Source organism: Kitasatospora sp. NPDC001540 (genome assembly GCF_042894345.1).
GTDB lineage: Bacteria > Actinomycetota > Actinomycetes > Streptomycetales > Streptomycetaceae > Kitasatospora > Kitasatospora phosalacinea_C.
The window spans coordinates 306986-322724 of the sequence record NZ_JBIAVO010000001.1 but is presented as its reverse complement, the minus strand read 5'-3'; the positions used below and the strand labels follow the sequence as shown (position 1 = coordinate 322724).

Here is a 15739-nt window from a genome sequence, read left to right as displayed (position 1 = left end):
GGAATATAGGTTTGACGCCAGACCCTAGTGAAGTCCCCACCCCCGCGTCCACTCCCGAGGGGCTTCCGGCCCGCCCCGCACGACCCCCTTCACCGGACCGTCACACTCCGGCCGCCGGGCGGCCCCCTGACCTCGCCCCAGCCACCCGCTCAGCTGCGCGCCAGCCGGTTGAGCAGCAGCACCGAGGCCACCGGCCGGGCACCCGCCTTGCGCACCCCGTCCGCGACCTCCCGGTCCGCGGAGACCACCACCACCGGCCGCCCCTGCGGCTCGGCCCGCACCAGGCGGCGGATCAGCTCGTCCGCGGTCTCCCCGGTGCGGCTGAACCGCACCCGCACGCCGCGCGGCGGGGCCATGATCACCGGCACGTCCAGGTCCTGGCCGTCGAACACGCAGGTCACCTCGGCCTGGGTGCGCTGGGCCAGCATCGCCAGGCCGCCCAGCAGCCTCATCCGCTGCTGCTCCAGCGGCAGTTGGGGGTAGCCGGTCTTGGTGACGTTGTAGCCGTCCACCACCAGGTGCACCTGCGGGAGGGCCAGCAGCTGGTCCAGCAGCGCCGGGTCGTCCTCGGCCAGGCCGCGCCGGGCCACGTCGTGCGGCGAGGCCGAACCGGGCTCCACCGCCTCCACCAGGTCGGCCGGGCGCAGCGCCGTCACCGGCAGCGCCAGCTCCCGCTGCAGGCCCTGGGCCGACTGCAGCACGGTGTCCAGCAGCAGGCGCAGCCGCATGTCCTCCACGCTGCGGCCCTCGCGGGCGGTGCGCCGCCCGCTCTCCACCGCGGCCTCCAGTTCGGCGACCCGGTGCCGCAGCCGCCGGGCCTCGCTCTCGGCGGCGCTGCGCTCGGCGGCCGCGGTGGCCCGGGCCGCCTCCAGCTCCCCGAGCAGACGGCGGCTCTCGGCCTGCGCCCGCCGGGTGTCCGCCTCCAGCGAGCGGACCTTCTTGCGCAGCGACTCCGCCTCCTTGCGGACGCCCTCGGCCTCGGCCCGGTGCCGCTCCAGCTCGCCGCGGGCCGCGGCCCGGGCCTCCGCCAACTCCTCCTGGAGCCTCTCGGCGAGCCGGGCGGCCTCGGCGGCGGCCCCCTCGGCGTCGACCCGCTCGGCCGCCTCCCCCGCCTCCTCCACCAGCCGGGCCCAGCCGGACGGGCGGACCAGGTAGGCGGCGGCCGCGACGTCCATCGGGTCGGCGGCGGCCGGGACGGTGCCCGCCTCCAGCGCCTGCACCAGGTCGGGCTGGCCCAGCCGCAGCCGCTCGGCTATCCGGACCCGGAACGCCGGGTCGGACTCCAGCGCGGCGGCCAGCGCGGTCGCCGCGTACTTGGCCCGCCGGGCGGGGGTGAACTTGGCGTACGGGCGCAGCGAGGCGGGCAGTTCGCCCGGCGCGATGCCGCCGAGCGCGTCCGAGGCGATGCCGACCACCCGTCGGCGCACGCCCTCGGGCAGGGGGCGGCCGGTCGTCTCCGGATCGCCCGGCACGTCCGGGGCCGGGGCGGGCGCGGTCCCGTCCGTGCCCGCGGGCGCGTTCGCTGCCTCCGCCACTGTCCTCGGCTCCGATCCTGGTCCGGGCGGGGCCCTCCCGGCGGGTGCCGGGCGGGGCGCTGGGGTCCGCCGCTGCTGCAATTGTCCCGTCTACCGTGCCGCACCGACAGCACCCCGCCGACGAGTCCGCCCCGCGCCCCCGTCCGGGGCGGACGGGGGCGCGGGGCGGTCGGGTACGGCCTCAGCCCTGCGGGGCGTCGCCCTCCGCGGGCTCCTCGGCGCCCGGACGGGCCACCAGCTCGACCTGGTCGACGGCGTTGCACCAGCGGCAGCGCACCGACTCGATGGTCTCGGACAGCACCTGGGTCTCCTCGACCTTGGACTCGCCCGAGAGGTCGAAGTGCAGGAAGTCGGTCACCCGGGACGAACGGGTGACGTCGAACCGGGTCAGGTTGCCGCACAGGGTGCAGCGCCAGCGGGTCTCGGCGGTCGGCGCGGCAATGCTCATCAGTCTGGTCCCTCTCGGCTGGTCCCGGTTCCGGGCCTCCAGCCTATTGCCTGCCGCCGCACGGACGGATCACCGGTCCACAGCCCGGACGCTCACCCGGCCGGAGCAGCGCCCGGTGTCGCGGGTGCGCCCCCGAGGAATGCTGACCGGCATGGTGCTCTCCGCCCCCGCCCGGGCCGGTTCGCCGGCGGCCGAGCGGGCCACCGGCACCCCGGTCGCCACGTACCTGTTGATCGCGCTGGCCGCCCTGGTCATGCTGGTCGGCCCGGCCGGCCTGAACCCGCTGTACGGCAGCGGCGACGCCCGCGCCTGCGCCGAGCAGCGCTACGAGCACCGCTGGGGCGCCGTCCCGACCGAGTTGCTGGGCGGCCGCCCCCTGACGGCCGCCCAGCTGTCGGTGCTCCCCCCGGCGGCGCCCGGCTGCGTGCTTCCGGCCACCCCCGGCAAGATCCCCGAACTCTCGGTGCTGACCGCGCTGTTCGTCCACGCGGGCTGGCTGCACCTGATCGGCAACCTGCTGTTCCTGTTCGTCTTCGGCCCGGCCGTGGAGGCCCGGCTGGGCCGGGTCCGCTTCCTGATCGGCTACCTGGGGATCGGCTGCCTGGCCACCTACGGCTACGCGCTGGCCGAGGCGGGCACCCCGGACGCGGTGCGGGCGCTGGTCGGCGCGTCCGGCGCGATCGCCGGGGTGCTGGGCGCGTACCTGCGGCTGTACCCGAGGGGCCGGGTGACCGCGCTGGTGCCGCTGCTGCTGTTCCTGCCGCTGCGCTTCCCGGCCTGGCTGGTGCTCGGCCTGTGGTTCGTCCTGCAGTTCTGGTCGGTCACCTCCGGCGGCGACGGGGTGGCCTACCTGGTGCACGTGATCGGCTTCGTGACGGGCTGGTTGTTCGCGTGGGCCGCCCGTCCGTCGGGCGATACCCTGGGCGGACCTTCTCGAACAGGAGTCGCCCAGTGATCACCGCGATCGTCCTCATCAACACCGACGTCGACCGGATCCCCGAGATCGCCGAGGCGATCGCCGCGATCGAGGGCGTCAGCGAGGTCTACTCCGTCACCGGCACCTACGACCTGGTCGCGATGGTCCGGGTGCGCAACCACGAGGACCTGGCCGAGGTGATCCCCGGCCGCGTCAACAAGGTCCCGGGCGTCACCAACACCGAGACCCACATCGCCTTCCGCACCTACTCGCAGCACGACCTGGAGGCCGCGTTCTCGCTCGGCCTGGACGGCTGAGCCTCAGCCCTGCTGCCGGGTGTCGGCGACGCAGCGGCCGCCCTCGTTGCGGTAGCTCCACTTCGCGCCGTCGCTGACCAGCTCCCGCACCGCGGTGAGGAACCGGTCCAGGTGCTCGACGGGGGTCCCGGCGCCGAAGCTGACCCGGATCGCGTTCAGACTGCGCTCCCCCGGCAGCGACGGCTCCGGCGCCCCGCACTCGCTGGGAGCGGCCTCCTCCCCGCCCAGCAGGGTCCGCACCAGCGGGTGCGCGCAGAACAGCCCGTCCCGCACCCCGATGCCGTACTCGGCGGACAGCGCGGCCGAGAAGTGCGAGCTGTTCCAGCCGCGCACCACGAAGGACACCACGCCGACCCGGTCCGAGCCCTCGCCGAACAGGCTCAGCACCCGCACCTCGGGGATCGCCGCCAGGCCCTCGGTCAGCTTCGCCACCAGCGCCCGCTCCCGGGCCTCCAGCGCCTCGAAGCCCGCCTCGTCCAGCGCCCGGCAGGCCGAGGCGATCGCGTACGCGCCGATCACGTTCGGCGAACCGGCCTCGTGCCGGGCCGGGCCGGTGTGCCATTCCACCGCGACCGAGCCGTCCAGCTCGCGGGCCACCGTCCGGCTCGCCCCGCCGCCGGCCAGGTACGGCTCGGCCGCGTCCAGCCAGTCCGAGCGGCCCGCCAGCACCCCGGCGCCGAACGGCGCGTACAGCTTGTGGCCGGAGAACGCCACCCAGTCGACGTCCAACTCCCGCACCGAGACCCGGTGGTGGGGCGCCAGCTGGGCCGCGTCCAGCACCACCCGGGCGCCGTGGCGGTGGGCGACCGCGGTCAGCTCCTTGACCGGCCACAGCTCGCCGGTGACGTTCGACGCGCCGGTCACGCAGAACAGCTTCGGCCCCTCGGCCGCGCCCAGCAGCGCCTCCTCCAGCGCCGACACCGCCTCCGCGTGCGAACGCGGCGCCCGCAGGTAGCGCACCGTCAGGCCCTCGCGGCGCCACGGCAGCAGCGAGGCGTGGTGCTCGGTCTCGAACGCGAAGACCTCGGTCCCGGCCGGGAGCGCCCCCGCCAGCAGGTTCAGCGAGTCGGTGGTCGCCCGGGTGAACACCACCTGGTCGCCGTCGCGCAGGTCCAGGAACCCGGCGACGGTCCGCCGGCTCTGCTCGAACAGGTCGGTCGACAGCTGCGACAGGTACCCGGCCCCGCGGTGCACCGACCCGTAGTACGGCGCGTACGCCGCGACGTCGTCCCACACCCGCTTCAGCGCCGGGGCACTCGCCGCGTAGTCCAGCGCCGCGTACCCGACCTTCTCCCCGGACGCCAGCGGAACCTCGACGTCCCCGCCCAGCACGGCCAGCGGCTCGCAGATCTCGGTGGCAACGGACATGGGTGCACTCCTCCACGGGGTCAGGACCCCGGAGGTGCGACACCGGAAGTCCGCGCTTGCCACGCGGACCTGTCGCCGCGCAGCCCGGTCCTCACCCAGGGCACCCCGCCACGGACGGAGGGTTGCCGGACAGCCAGCTGGGGCTTCGCGCTGTCACTCATGACCTGGCGAAGAGATTACACGAACCCCGCCCCGTCTCAACCCCCGTCCACATCCCGGAACACCCTTCGGCAGACGAGCACGCACCATCAGGGGCTCGGGGAACGGCAGAGCCCCATCAGGGGCTCGGGGAACGGCGAGTCCGTGCTGCTGGCGGCCGGAGCCCATCGGAGGTCCGCGCCGCTTCGGGCCGCAGTAACAGAACCCGAAGCCACCGCACGCACCGGCAGTGCACCGCCAGCAGCCCCGAGCTCGCCGTTCCCCGGGCCCCTGATGTCGCGCCTCGCCGTTCTCCCCGGGCCCCTGAAGGTACCTGCGCCGCTACGCGTGCGTGGCCTCCGCCCAGCGCTTCAGCAGCGCCCCCGCCGCGCCGGAGTCGATCGCCGCCGCCGTCCGCACCATCGCCGCCGCGATCTGCTCGGTGAGCGGCGCGTCCGTCAGCTCCAGCGCGACCAGCGCGGCCGCGCTGTTGAGCAGGACGGCGTCCCGCACCGCCCCGCGCTCGCCGCCCAGCACCCGGCGGGCGACCTCCGCGTTGTACTCGGGGTCGGCGCCGCGCAGCGCCTCGATCCCGACCAGCTCGATGCCGACCTCGCGCGGGTCGAACCGGGTCTCGGTGACCCCGCCGTCCCGGATGACCCACACGTTCGAGGTGGTGGTGACGGTCAACTCGTCGAGCCCGTCGTCACCCCGGAAGACCAGCCCCTGGGCGCCGCGCCGGGCCAGGACCCCGGCGATCAGCCCGGCGAGGCGGGTGTCGAAGCAGCCGATGGCGTGCGAGGTGACCTTGGCCGGGTTGGTGAGCGGGCCGAGGATGTTGAAGACCGTGGGGACGGCCAGCTCGGCGCGCGCCTGGGCGGTGTGGCGCATCGAGGGGTGGAACTTCGCGGCGAAGCAGAAGGTCAGGCCGACCTCCTCGGCCACCGCCGCGACCCGCTCCGCGGAGAGTTCCAGGTTGACCCCGAGCCGGCCGAGCACGTCCGAGGAGCCGGAGGCCGAGGAGGAGGCCCGGTTGCCGTGCTTGACGACCTTCGCCCCGGCCGCGGCGGCGACCACCGCGGACATGGTGGAGATGTTGACGGTCCTGGCCCGGTCGCCGCCGGTGCCGACGATGTCGACCGCCGGGCCGGGGATGTCCAGCGGCAGGGCGTGCGCGTACATCGTCTCGACCAGGCCGGCGATCTCCTCGACCGTCTCGCCCTTGCCGCGCATGGCGACCAGGAACCCGGCCACCTGGACGGGGCTGGCCTCGCCGTTCATGATCCGGTCCATCGCCCAGGCGGTGTCGGCCTGGGCGAGGTCGTTGCCCTGCAGCAGCGAGCTCAGCAGGTCCGGCCAGGTGCGGACCACCTGCGCGGGGTCGCTACCGCCGTTCGCAGAGTGCGCGTTCACCATGGCCGACTCCAGCTCTCGTCTACGTCCCAGAGGAATGGACGTCAGCCTATCGAGCGAGCGGGGACGGCCGCCCGGGGTTGCCGTCCCCTTCTCTCCAGTTGAGACGCTGCGGCGGGAGGGTCGGCGGGTCAGCGCCCCGCGGGTGCGCGCCGGGCGAGCCGGGCCCGCAGCAGCGCGGTCGCGGCGTCGGCGAGGGCGACCGGGTCGACGGGGTGCGAGATGGCGGCGTCGGCCCGGCTCCAGGCGGCGAGCCAGGAGTCCTGCGGGCGGCCGATCACGACCAGGACCGGCGGGCAGCCGTAGATCTCGTCCTTCAGCTGCCGGGTCAGGCCGAGCCCGCCGGCCGGGACGGCCTCGCCGTCCAGGACGCAGAGGTCGATCCCGCCCTTCTCCAGGGCGCGCAGCACCGCGGGCGCGGTGGCGCACTCCAGGTACTCGAGGGCGGGGACGTCCGCGGCGGGCCGCCTGCCGAGGGCGAGGGTCACCTGCTCACGGGTGTTGCGGTCGTCGCTGTAGACGAGAACGGTGAGCGTCTCGTCGGAGTGCTGCGCCATGGCCCCTGCTTCCTGGTGCTCGTCCTCTTATATGTGTGCCCATGCCGGGCGGCCCCGACCGAACGGCCCAGTGTGACCCGGGCCACGTCCTGGGACGGATGCTACTCCCGCGGGCCCGTCCTGCGGAGACCCCGGCGCGATCTCGCTCAAGCCGCCGCGCCCCGGGGTCACCCCGCCGGCCCAGCGCGCTCACCCGTCCGAACAACCGTCAGAAAACGGACGGTGCGCGAGGCGGGCATACCTCACGCACCGGACACTCCGAGGGAGACCCCCCGGCGTGAAGACGGAATAAGGGACCGACATAATGTCCGTCGTGGCGACAGCAACAGCAACAGAAACCGGACACGCGCACGGAGCGGTCAACAGGCCGAACCTGGTCAGCGTCGGAACCATTGTCTGGCTGAGCTCGGAGCTGATGTTCTTCGCGGCCCTGTTCGCGATGTACTTCACCCTCCGCTCGGTCAAGGGTGCCGAGTTCTGGCACGAGAAGGCCAGTGCCCTCAACGTGCCGTTCTCCTCGGTCAACACCACGATCCTGGTGCTCTCCTCGCTCACCTGCCAGCTCGGCGTCTTCGCCGCCGAGCGCGGTGACGTGAAGAAGCTGCGCTCGTGGTTCACGATCACCTTCGTGATGGGCGCCATCTTCATCGGCGGCCAGATCTTCGAGTACACCGAGCTGGTCAAGAAGGACGGCCTGTCGCTGTCCTCGGACCCGTACGGCACGGTGTTCTACCTGACCACCGGCTTCCACGGACTCCACGTGACGGGTGGTCTGATCGCCTTCCTGCTGGTCCTCGGTCGGACCTACGCGGCGCGGCGCTTCACGCACGAGCAGGCCACCGCGGCGATCGTGGTGTCGTACTACTGGCACTTCGTCGACGTCGTGTGGATCGGCCTGTTCGCGACCATCTACCTGATCAAGTAACAGCCGCCCCGCCCCTGACCCGGCGTCACCTCGACGCCTGGGCGTCAGGGGCAGGCTGCTGCCGACCAGATCCTGACACCGGGGTTATTCCGTGAAAAAGCTCTCCGCACGACGGCGCCACCCACTGGCGGCGGTCGTCGTCCTACTTCTCGCCCTGGCGGCCACCGGGGGGCTCTACGCCGCTTTCGCGCCCGCCGAGAAGGCACAGGCCGACAGCTCTGCGCAGTCGCTCGCCATCGACGAGGGCAAGAAGCTCTTCGCCGTCGGCTGCTCCTCCTGCCACGGCCTGAACGGCCAGGGCACCTCCGACGGCCCGTCGCTGGCCGGCGTCGGCTCGGCCGCGGTCGACTTCCAGGTCGGCACCGGCCGCATGCCGGCCCAGCAGCCGGGTGCGCAGGTCCCGCGCAAGAAGGTCGTCTACTCCCAGACCGAGATCGACCAGCTGGCCGCCTTCGTGGCCTCGCTCGGCCCCGGCCCGGTCGCTCCGGACAGCAAGCAGTACCAGCCCTCCGACAACCCGGCGACCAACGCCGAGCAGGTGGCCAAGGGCGGTGAGCTGTTCCGCACCAACTGCGCCCAGTGCCACAACTTCGCCGGCAAGGGCGGCGCGCTGACCAACGGCAAGTACGCCCCGTCCCTGGAGGGCGTGGACGCCAAGCACATCTACGAGGCCATGCAGACCGGCCCGCAGAACATGCCGTCCTTCCCCGACACCACCATGCCGGAGGAGCAGAAGCGCGAGATCGTGGCGTTCGTCCGCCACACGAACGACGAGCCCAACCAGGGCGGTCTCGCCCTGGGCAGCCTCGGCCCGGTGACCGAGGGCCTGTTCGGCTGGATCTTCGGTCTCGGCACGCTGATCGTCATCGCGATCTGGGTCGCCGCCCACACCACCAAGGCCAAGAAGTCATGAGCCACGACATGTCAGAGAACCTGCCGGAGGCGCACGCCGCCTCCCACGGCACGGACGTCGTCACCCACGACGACCCGTTCGCCGACCCGGGCCTGCCGGCCCACGAACCGCGCCGGACCGACATCGACGAGCGGGCCGCCAAGCGGGCCGAGCGCCAGGTGTCGCTGCTGTTCGTGGTCTCGATGCTGGCGACCGTCGGCTTCATCGCGTCCTACGCGTCGATCGACGCCGACAAGATCGTCTACATCTTCCCGCTGGGCCACGTCAGCGCGCTGAACTTCGCCCTGGGCACCACCCTCGGCGTCGCGCTGTTCTGCATCGGCGCGGGCGCGGTCCACTGGGCCCGCACCCTGATGTCGGACCACGAGCTGCCGGCCGAGCGTCACCCGATCGAGGCCGACGACGAGGTCCGCAACGACGTCATCGAGCAGTTCAAGACCGGTGCCGCGGAATCCGGCTTCGGCCGCCGCAAGATGATCCGCAACACCCTGATCGGCTCGATGGCCCTGGTGCCGCTGTCCGGCCTGGTGCTGCTGCGCGACCTCGGCCCGCTGCCGGAGAAGAAGCTCCTGCACACCGGCTGGGACAAGGCGAAGCCGAGCCAGCCGATCCGCCTGGTCAACATGAACACCGACACGGCCATGAAGCCCGAGGACATCCTCCAGGGCTCGCTGACCTTCGCGAAGCCCGAGGGCCTCGAGGAGTCGGCCGAGGACTTCCAGCAGCAGATCGCCAAGGACGCCCTGATGCTCATCCGGATCGCCCCGGAGGACATCAAGGACGACAAGTCCCGGGCGAAGGGCTTCGAGGGCATCCTCGCCTACTCGAAGATCTGCACCCACGTCGGCTGCCCGATCTCGCTGTACGAGCAGCAGACCCACCACGCGCTCTGCCCCTGCCACCAGTCGACCTTCGACCTGGCGGACGGCGCTCGCGTCATCTTCGGCCCGGCCGGCCACCCGCTGCCGCAGCTGAAGATCACCACCGATGAGGAGGGCTTCCTGGTCGCCACCGGCGACTTCGACGAGCCCGTCGGCCCGAGCTACTGGGAGCGTCCGCGATGAGTTCCGCAAGCGGCACCAGGAGCAGTGCCTCCAAGCCGGCCAGCACCCGTGCCAAGCCCGCCAACAAGGCCGAGGCGACCGCCGACTGGGTGGACGGCCGACTGGGGATCTACTCCCTGGCCAAGGCCAACCTGCGCAAGATCTTCCCGGACCACTGGTCCTTCATGCTCGGTGAGATCTGCCTCTACAGCTTCATCATCATCATCCTCACGGGTGTGTACCTGACGCTGTTCTTCAAGCCGAGCATGGCGGAGACCGTCTACCACGGCACCTACCTGCCGCTGAACGGCATCAAGATGTCGGAGGCGTACGCCTCCACGGTGAACATCAGCTTCGAGGTCCGCGGCGGTCTGCTGATCCGCCAGATCCACCACTGGGCCGCGCTGGTCTTCGTGGCCGCGATGTTCGTCCACATGATGCGCGTCTTCTTCACCGGCGCGTTCCGCAAGCCGCGCGAGATCAACTGGCTGTTCGGCTTCCTGCTGCTGTGCCTGGGCTTCTTCGACGGCTTCTTCGGCTACTCGCTGCCGGACGACCTGCTGTCGGGCACCGGCATCCGCTTCATGGAGGGCGCGATCCTGGCGGTGCCGATCGTCGGCACCTACATCCAGATGTTCCTGTTCGGCGGCGAGTTCCCGGGCACCGACATCATCCCGCGCTTCTTCACCATCCACGTGCTGCTCATCCCGGGCATCATGCTGGGCCTGCTGGTGGCGCACCTGATCCTGGTCTTCTACCACAAGCACACCCAGTGGGCGGGCCCGGGCAAGACCGAGAAGAACGTCGTCGGCATGCCGCTGATGCCGGTCTACATGGCGAAGGCCGGTGGCTTCTTCTTCCTGGTCTTCGGCATCATCGCGGTGATGTCCGCGGTCGCCACGATCAACCCGGTGTGGGCGTACGGCCCGTACCGTCCGGACCAGGTGTCGACCGACGCCCAGCCCGACTGGTACATGGGCTTCGCCGAGGGCCTGATCCGCTTCATGCCGGGCTGGGAGATCTCCGTCTGGGGCGGCCACACGCTGAACCTGGGCGTGTTCATCCCGCTGATGATCTTCCCGCTGGTGCTGGTCGCGATCGCGGTGTGGCCGTTCCTCGAGTCCTGGGTCACCGGCGACAAGCGCGAGCACCACATCCTGGACCGCCCGCGCAACGCCCCGGTCCGCACCGCGTTCGGCGCGGCCTGGATCGCGCTGTACCTGGTCCTGCTGGTCGGCGGTGGCAACGACCTGTTCGCCACCCACCTGCACATGTCGATCAACACGATCACCTACTCGGTCCGCGTCGGCTTCTTCGTGGTCCCGGTCATCACCTTCATCGTCACCAAGCGCTGGTGCCTCGGCCTGCAGCGCCGCGACAAGGAGAAGGTGCTGCACGGGCGCGAGTCCGGCATCATCAAGCGCCTGCCGCACGGTGAGTTCGTCGAGGTCCACACCCCGCTGGCGCAGAAGGACCTGCACACCCTCACCGCCCACGAGCAGCCCCAGCCGCTGGAGCTGCCCGCCGAGACGGACGAGAACGGTGTGGCCCGCAAGGCCGGCGTGATCGCCAAGACCCGGGTGAAGCTCTCCGAGGGCTTCTACGGCGAGGGCAACCAGATCGCCAAGCCCACCACCGAGGAGTACCACGAGATCACCAGCGGCCACGGCCACCACTGATCCCGTGTAGCTGTCACGCCACGTCAGAACCCCCCACCGGTCCCGGCCGGTGGGGGGTTCTGGCATGCCGGGGGCGGCGGCGCGGCGCCCTGTTATGTTGACCGGGTGCACCTGGTGATCGACGCCCAGTCCCCCGTCCCGCCCTACGAGCAGGTCCGCGCGCAGATCGCCGACCTGGCGCGCACCGGCGAGCTCCCGGTCGGCCTGAAGCTCCCCACCGTCCGCGCCCTCGCCGAGCGGCTCGGCCTCGCCGCGAACACGGTGGCCCGCGCCTACCGCGAGCTGGAGGCGGACGGCGTGGTCGAGACCCGCGGCCGGGCCGGCACCACCGTCGCCGCCACCGGCGACACCGCGCACCGCCTGGCCGCCGCTGCCGCCGCCGAGTACGCGGCCCGCGCCGCCCGCCTCGGCCTGACCCGCGACGAGGCCCTCGCCGCCGTCGCCAACGCCCTCGGCGTGGCCTACCGCTGACCGGCCCCGGGAACGCGGCGGGGGGGGGGGGGGGGGGGGGGGGGGGGGGGGGGGGGGGGGGGGGGCGGGGGGCCCGCGGGGGGGGGGGGCGCCGGCGCGCGCGGGGGGCCGCCCGGCGCCCGCCCCCGGCGCGGCGGGCGCCCCCCCCCCGGCCCCCCCGGGGGCCCCCCCCCCCGCCGCCGTCCGCGGGGCCTCAGAGCGCCCGGTGGGTGACCTCCCCGCCGAGCACCGTCATCAGCACCGGCAGCCGCGCCAGTTCGGCGTCCGGCACCGTCAGCGGGTCGTCCGCCAGCACCGTCAGGTCGGCCCGGTGGCCGGGGGCGAGGCGTCCGGCGCGGTCCTCCTCGCCCGCCGCCCAGGCCGGGGCGAGGGTGTAGCCGACGAGCGCCTGCAGCGGGGTGAGGGCCTGACCGGGCAGGTGCGGGGGCTGGTCCAGGTCGCGGCTGGGGCGCCGGTGGCGGGCCCCGGCCATCACGCCGAGCGGTTCGAAGGGCGCGATCGGCCAGTCCGAGCCGAGGACGAGCCGGGCTCCGGCGGCGGCCAGGTCGCGGCAGCGGAAGGCCCGGTTGGCGCGTTCCTCGCCGAGCCGCCGGGACCAGTTGTCGGTGTGGTCGGCCCGGGTGTAGTCGGTGCAGTGAGTGGGCTGCATGGAGGCGGTGACGCCCAGGGCGGCGAACCGGGCGACGGTGTCGTCGGGCACCGTCTCGACGTGCTCGACCCGGTGCCGGGCGCCCGCCCCGTGCTCGGCGACGGCCCGCTCGACCGCGTCCAGGACGTGACGGACGGCGGCGTCCCCGATCGCGTGGGTGGCGGTGGGCACCCCGGCGCGGTGGAGTTCGCCGATCACCCGGGTGTACGCGGCGGGGTCGGGCCAGAACGCGCCGGTGGACTCGCCGTGGCAGTCGGGGTGTTCGAGCCAGGCGGTGCCGTTGTCGATGGTGCCGTCCATGAACAGCTTCGCCCCCTCGACCCGCCAGCGCCGTCCGCCCGTGCCCTGGCGCCGGACGAGTTCGGCCAGCTCCGCCGGGCCCGCGCCGGGCTGCACCCAGGGGGCGATCCGCAGCCGCAGCGGGAGCTGTCCGCGCTCCTCCAGGGCGGCGTAGACGGCCAGGCTCTCGCCGTTGGCGTCCATCGCGTGGCCGCCGGTGAGGCCCGCCGCGGCCATCCGCCGCAGCACGTCGGCGCTGGCCCGGCAGAGTTCCTCGAAGCTCGGACGGGGGGCGACGGCCTCGACGAGCTCGCAGGCGGCGTCCTCCAGCAGCAGGCCGGTGGGGCGGCCGGAGGCGTCGCAGACCACCTCGGCCGAGCCCTGGTCGAAGCGGCGCGGCCCGTCGATCCCGGCCAGCTCCAGGGCCCGGCGGCTGACCAGCATCGAGTGCGCGTCGAACAGGTCGATCGCGGCGGGGACGCCGTCCAGCACCGGCCCCACGCTGTCGGCCGAGACCGGCAGGCCGCCGAAGGCGTTCGGGTCGAGGCCCCAGCCGCGCAGCCACTGCCCGTCCTTCAACTCCCGCCGGGCGGCGGCCAGTTCGGCCCGCAGCCCGGCCAGGTCGGTGCAGCCGGAGAGGTCCGCTCCGGCGGTGCGCTCGGCGCCCGAGACGGGGTGCAGGTGGCCGTCCACCAGCCCGGGGACGACCACCGCGCCGTCCAGGTCGACCGTCTCGGCGCCGCTCCCGCGCCCGCCGTCCGGCCCGAACCCGGCGATCCGGCCGCCGCTCAGGGTGAGCGTGTCGTGCGGCAGGAAGGCCCCGCTGCCGGGGTCGAGCAGCCGGGCGTTGGTCAGGACGAGGTCGGGGTGCACGGGGGGCTCCTCAGCGGTGGTGCGGTCGGTGCGGGGTGCCGAGCGCCCCGGCCGGGAGGCCGAGTTCGCGTTCGGCGAGGGCGTGCGCCATGCCGGTGACCGCCGCGGGTCGTCCGGTGCGGTCGGTGTTGGCGTGCGCCCCCAGGCCGTCCAGGACGACCAGGAGCTGGATCGCGGTGACGTGCGGGTCCGGGGTGCGGAACTCCCCGGCCGCGACGCCCTCGCGCAGCAGCGCCGTCAGCGCGTCCCGCCAGCGCGCCTCCTGCTGGCCGACCCGCTCCCGCAGGGCGGGGCGGAACCGGCTGAGGTGGCGGGCGTTCAGCCACAACCGGCTCAGCTCGTCGTAGCGCGGCCCCTCGGTGCGTTCGAGGAAGCGGGCCAGCCGCCGCACCGCCGGGAGGGCGGCGTCGGCGTCGGGCAGCAGGTCGGCCAGTTCGCCGCTCGCGGCGGTGCCGAAGGCCTCGGCGACCAGTTCCTCGGCGACCGGGAAGTAGTGGCTGATCAGCCCGGGGCGGACGTCCAGCTCCTCGGCGACCCGCCGCATCGTGATGCACTCCAGGCCCTCGGCGAGGGCGATCCGGGCCGCGGTGGCCACGATCTCCGCCCGCCTGGCCTCGGGGTTCTTGCGCACCCGTTTCGGCTGGACGCTTGACGACATGCCCCGCACGCTATTGGATGTGCGACCAATAGACAAGCCGCCTTCCGCATCGGCCGCTCCCGCACCGCCGACCGCACCGGCACCCGCACTCGAAACCTCGGAGGACTCCATGGAATCCACGATTCCAGACCCCCACACGGAGCTCCCCACTCCCCCGCCCACGGCCGACCGGGCCGGACGGATCGAGGCCCACGGCATCGACCACATCCCCGACTCCGAGCGCCACGGCCGCCCCCGCGACCTGTTCGCCGTCTGGGCCGCCCCCAACGTCAGCTACCTCAACCTGGTGGTCGGCGGCACCCTGGTGCTGATCGGGCTCGACCTGTGGCAGTCGCTGGCCGTCATCGTGGTCGGCAACCTGCTCTGGGCCGGCGTCGGCCTGCTCGCCGTCAGCGGCCCGGCCGCGGGCGCCCCCAGCGAGGTGATCATGCGGGCCATGTTCGGCGTCCGCGGCAACCGGGTGAACATCGCCGTCACCGGCTGGCTGGTCTCGGTCTGCTACCTGGCCCTCAACTGGGCCGCCGCCTCGCTCGCCGCGTTCGGCCTCGCCGAACGGGCCGGCCTCGCCCCCGGCACCCCGCTCAAGGTCCTGGTCATCGCCTCGATCGCGGCCGCCACCCTGGCCATCTCGGTCTACGGCCACGCCACCATCGTCCGGCTGTACGGGCCCTTCACCCTCGTCCTCACCGCGGTCTTCCTGCTGCTCACCGGCTACCTGCTGACCGGCGGCCACACCGACTGGCACTACCGGCCCGCCGAACCCCTGCACGGCGGCGCCCTGGTCGCCGCCCTGGCCGGCGGCACCGCGCTGATCGCCTCCGCGCCGCTCTCCTACTCCACCAGCGCCGACTTCTCCCGCTACCTCCCCCGCACCGCCTCCCCCCGCGCGGTGGCCGGCTGGACGGCGCTCGGCGCCTTCGTCCCCAGCGTGCTGTTCACCGCGCTGGGCACCCTCGCCGCCACCACCCTCGACATGACCGACCCCCAGGCCGCCCTCACCGCCGTCCTCCCCGGCTGGCTGCGACCGCTCTTCCTGCTCGCCGTCGTGCTCAGCGCGGTCGCCAACAACGCCATGACCGCCTACTCCTCCGGCCTCGCCCTCCAGGCCGTCGGCCTGCGCATCCGCCGCTCCCGCAGCGTCGCCCTGGACGGGGCGCTCGGCGTCGCGCTGACCCTGTACGCGCTGCTGGTCTCCAACTTCCTCGACACCGTCAACAACGTGCTGGAGCTGATGGTCGCCCTGACCGGCCCCGTGATGGCCGTCTACGCCGCCGACATCCTGCTGCGCCGCAACCGCTACCACGGCCCCGACCTCACCGACGAGACCCCCGGCTCCCCGCACTGGTACTCCCACGGCGTCAACCCGGCCGGAGCCGCCGCCCTCCTGCTCGGCACCGCCGCCGCGACGCTCTGCCTCGCCACCCCGGTCTTCACCGGCGCCCTGGCCCGCCTCGCCGGGGGCACCGACCTGTCCCTCCCGGCCGGCATGCTCACCGCCGCCGCCACCTACTGGCTGCTCGCGCGCCGCGCCCGCGCCCGCGCCGCATAGCCCCGTCC

Annotated in this window: 15 protein-coding genes and 1 riboswitch; of the genes, 8 read left to right on the top strand and 7 right to left on the bottom strand. The window is 73.4% G+C overall.

What is annotated here, in order from left to right; genetic code table 11:
* Nucleotides 1–149: 149 nt before the first annotated feature.
* Nucleotides 150–1535, bottom strand: coding sequence for an NYN domain-containing protein (locus ACFY00_RS01460; RefSeq protein WP_388026120.1), 1386 nt, complete (start codon nt 1533–1535; stop codon nt 150–152).
* A 181-nt stretch (nt 1536–1716) separates the two neighbouring features.
* Complete coding sequence (locus ACFY00_RS01455; protein ID WP_033252369.1) at nt 1717–1983, bottom strand: hypothetical protein; 267 nt, start codon at nt 1981–1983, stop codon at nt 1717–1719.
* Between the two features lie 151 nt (nt 1984–2134).
* Between ACFY00_RS01455 and ACFY00_RS01450 the strand changes: the two genes are divergently transcribed.
* Both ACFY00_RS01450 and ACFY00_RS01445 read left to right on the top strand, forming a co-directional pair.
* Nucleotides 2135–2938 carry a rhomboid family intramembrane serine protease gene (locus ACFY00_RS01450; protein WP_388026119.1) on the top strand — a complete coding sequence of 268 codons (804 nt, stop codon included), beginning with the start codon at nt 2135–2137 and terminating at the stop codon, nt 2936–2938.
* Nucleotides 2935–3216, top strand: a complete 282-nt coding sequence (locus tag ACFY00_RS01445) for an Lrp/AsnC ligand binding domain-containing protein (RefSeq protein WP_388026117.1) — start codon at nt 2935–2937, stop codon at nt 3214–3216. The genes ACFY00_RS01450 and ACFY00_RS01445 overlap by 4 nt, the downstream gene beginning before the upstream one ends.
* 3 nt (nt 3217–3219) lie before the next feature.
* On the opposite strand, the gene ACFY00_RS01440 is transcribed toward ACFY00_RS01445, so the two are convergent.
* From ACFY00_RS01440 to ACFY00_RS01430, 3 genes are all read right to left on the bottom strand, one after another.
* A complete protein-coding gene (locus tag ACFY00_RS01440) occupies nt 3220–4584 on the bottom strand; it encodes an aminotransferase class V-fold PLP-dependent enzyme (RefSeq protein WP_388026115.1) in 1365 nt (454 codons plus the stop codon).
* A 47-nt stretch (nt 4585–4631) separates the two neighbouring features.
* A riboswitch (SAM riboswitch) is annotated at nt 4632–4749 on the bottom strand.
* Nucleotides 4750–5064: 315 nt separating this feature from the next.
* The gene (gene trpD, locus ACFY00_RS01435; protein ID WP_388026113.1) at nt 5065–6138 is read right to left on the bottom strand and encodes an anthranilate phosphoribosyltransferase; all 1074 of its coding nucleotides are present in this window, start codon (nt 6136–6138) and stop codon (nt 5065–5067) included.
* A 128-nt stretch (nt 6139–6266) separates the two neighbouring features.
* Entirely contained in the window at nt 6267–6692 is a 426-nt protein-coding gene (locus ACFY00_RS01430) for a hypothetical protein (protein ID WP_388026111.1), read from the bottom strand.
* 304 nt (nt 6693–6996) lie between these two features.
* Between ACFY00_RS01430 and ACFY00_RS01425 the strand changes: the two genes are divergently transcribed.
* The 5 genes from ACFY00_RS01425 (at nt 6997) to ACFY00_RS01405 (ending at nt 11723) form a co-directional block, all read left to right on the top strand.
* Nucleotides 6997–7617 carry a heme-copper oxidase subunit III gene (locus ACFY00_RS01425; protein ID WP_388026109.1) on the top strand — a complete coding sequence of 207 codons (621 nt, stop codon included), beginning with the start codon at nt 6997–6999 and terminating at the stop codon, nt 7615–7617.
* A gap of 91 nt (nt 7618–7708) precedes the next feature.
* Complete coding sequence (locus ACFY00_RS01420) at nt 7709–8530, top strand: c-type cytochrome (RefSeq protein ID WP_388026107.1); 822 nt, start codon at nt 7709–7711, stop codon at nt 8528–8530.
* 8 nt (nt 8531–8538) lie between these two features.
* Nucleotides 8539–9594, top strand: a complete 1056-nt coding sequence (locus ACFY00_RS01415) for a Rieske 2Fe-2S domain-containing protein (protein ID WP_388026105.1) — start codon at nt 8539–8541, stop codon at nt 9592–9594.
* On the top strand, nt 9591–11252 hold the full coding sequence (locus tag ACFY00_RS01410; protein WP_388026103.1) for a cytochrome bc complex cytochrome b subunit: 1662 nt from the start codon (nt 9591–9593) through the stop codon (nt 11250–11252). Before ACFY00_RS01415 ends, ACFY00_RS01410 begins: the two co-directional genes overlap by 4 nt.
* A gap of 105 nt (nt 11253–11357) precedes the next feature.
* Nucleotides 11358–11723, top strand: coding sequence for a GntR family transcriptional regulator (locus ACFY00_RS01405; RefSeq protein ID WP_388026101.1), 366 nt, complete (start codon nt 11358–11360; stop codon nt 11721–11723).
* 193 nt (nt 11724–11916) lie between these two features.
* Here ACFY00_RS01405 and ACFY00_RS01400 read toward each other — a convergent pair whose 3' ends face one another.
* Together ACFY00_RS01400 and ACFY00_RS01395 are read right to left on the bottom strand one after the other, a co-directional pair.
* On the bottom strand, nt 11917–13524 hold the full coding sequence (locus tag ACFY00_RS01400) for an amidohydrolase (RefSeq protein WP_388026099.1): 1608 nt from the start codon (nt 13522–13524) through the stop codon (nt 11917–11919).
* A gap of 10 nt (nt 13525–13534) precedes the next feature.
* A complete protein-coding gene (locus ACFY00_RS01395; protein ID WP_388026097.1) occupies nt 13535–14182 on the bottom strand; it encodes a TetR/AcrR family transcriptional regulator in 648 nt (215 codons plus the stop codon).
* A gap of 109 nt (nt 14183–14291) precedes the next feature.
* Between ACFY00_RS01395 and ACFY00_RS01390 the strand changes: the two genes are divergently transcribed.
* The gene (locus ACFY00_RS01390; protein ID WP_388026095.1) at nt 14292–15731 is read left to right on the top strand and encodes a purine-cytosine permease family protein; all 1440 of its coding nucleotides are present in this window, start codon (nt 14292–14294) and stop codon (nt 15729–15731) included.
* Nucleotides 15732–15739: the final 8 nt, after the last annotated feature.

Coding starts and splice junctions, on each gene's coding strand:
- ACFY00_RS01455 (WP_033252369.1), bottom strand. CDS start 1,983: ATGAGCATTGCCGCGCCGACCGCCGAGACCCGCTGGCGCTGCACCCTG.
- ACFY00_RS01450 (WP_388026119.1), top strand. CDS start 2,135: ATGGTGCTCTCCGCCCCCGCCCGGGCCGGTTCGCCGGCGGCCGAGCGG.
- ACFY00_RS01440 (WP_388026115.1), bottom strand. CDS start 4,584: ATGTCCGTTGCCACCGAGATCTGCGAGCCGCTGGCCGTGCTGGGCGGG.
- trpD (WP_388026113.1), bottom strand. CDS start 6,138: ATGGTGAACGCGCACTCTGCGAACGGCGGTAGCGACCCCGCGCAGGTG.
- ACFY00_RS01430 (WP_388026111.1), bottom strand. CDS start 6,692: ATGGCGCAGCACTCCGACGAGACGCTCACCGTTCTCGTCTACAGCGAC.
- ACFY00_RS01425 (WP_388026109.1), top strand. CDS start 6,997: ATGTCCGTCGTGGCGACAGCAACAGCAACAGAAACCGGACACGCGCAC.
- ACFY00_RS01415 (WP_388026105.1), top strand. CDS start 8,539: ATGTCAGAGAACCTGCCGGAGGCGCACGCCGCCTCCCACGGCACGGAC.
- ACFY00_RS01410 (WP_388026103.1), top strand. CDS start 9,591: ATGAGTTCCGCAAGCGGCACCAGGAGCAGTGCCTCCAAGCCGGCCAGC.
- ACFY00_RS01395 (WP_388026097.1), bottom strand. CDS start 14,182: ATGTCGTCAAGCGTCCAGCCGAAACGGGTGCGCAAGAACCCCGAGGCC.
- ACFY00_RS01390 (WP_388026095.1), top strand. CDS start 14,292: ATGGAATCCACGATTCCAGACCCCCACACGGAGCTCCCCACTCCCCCG.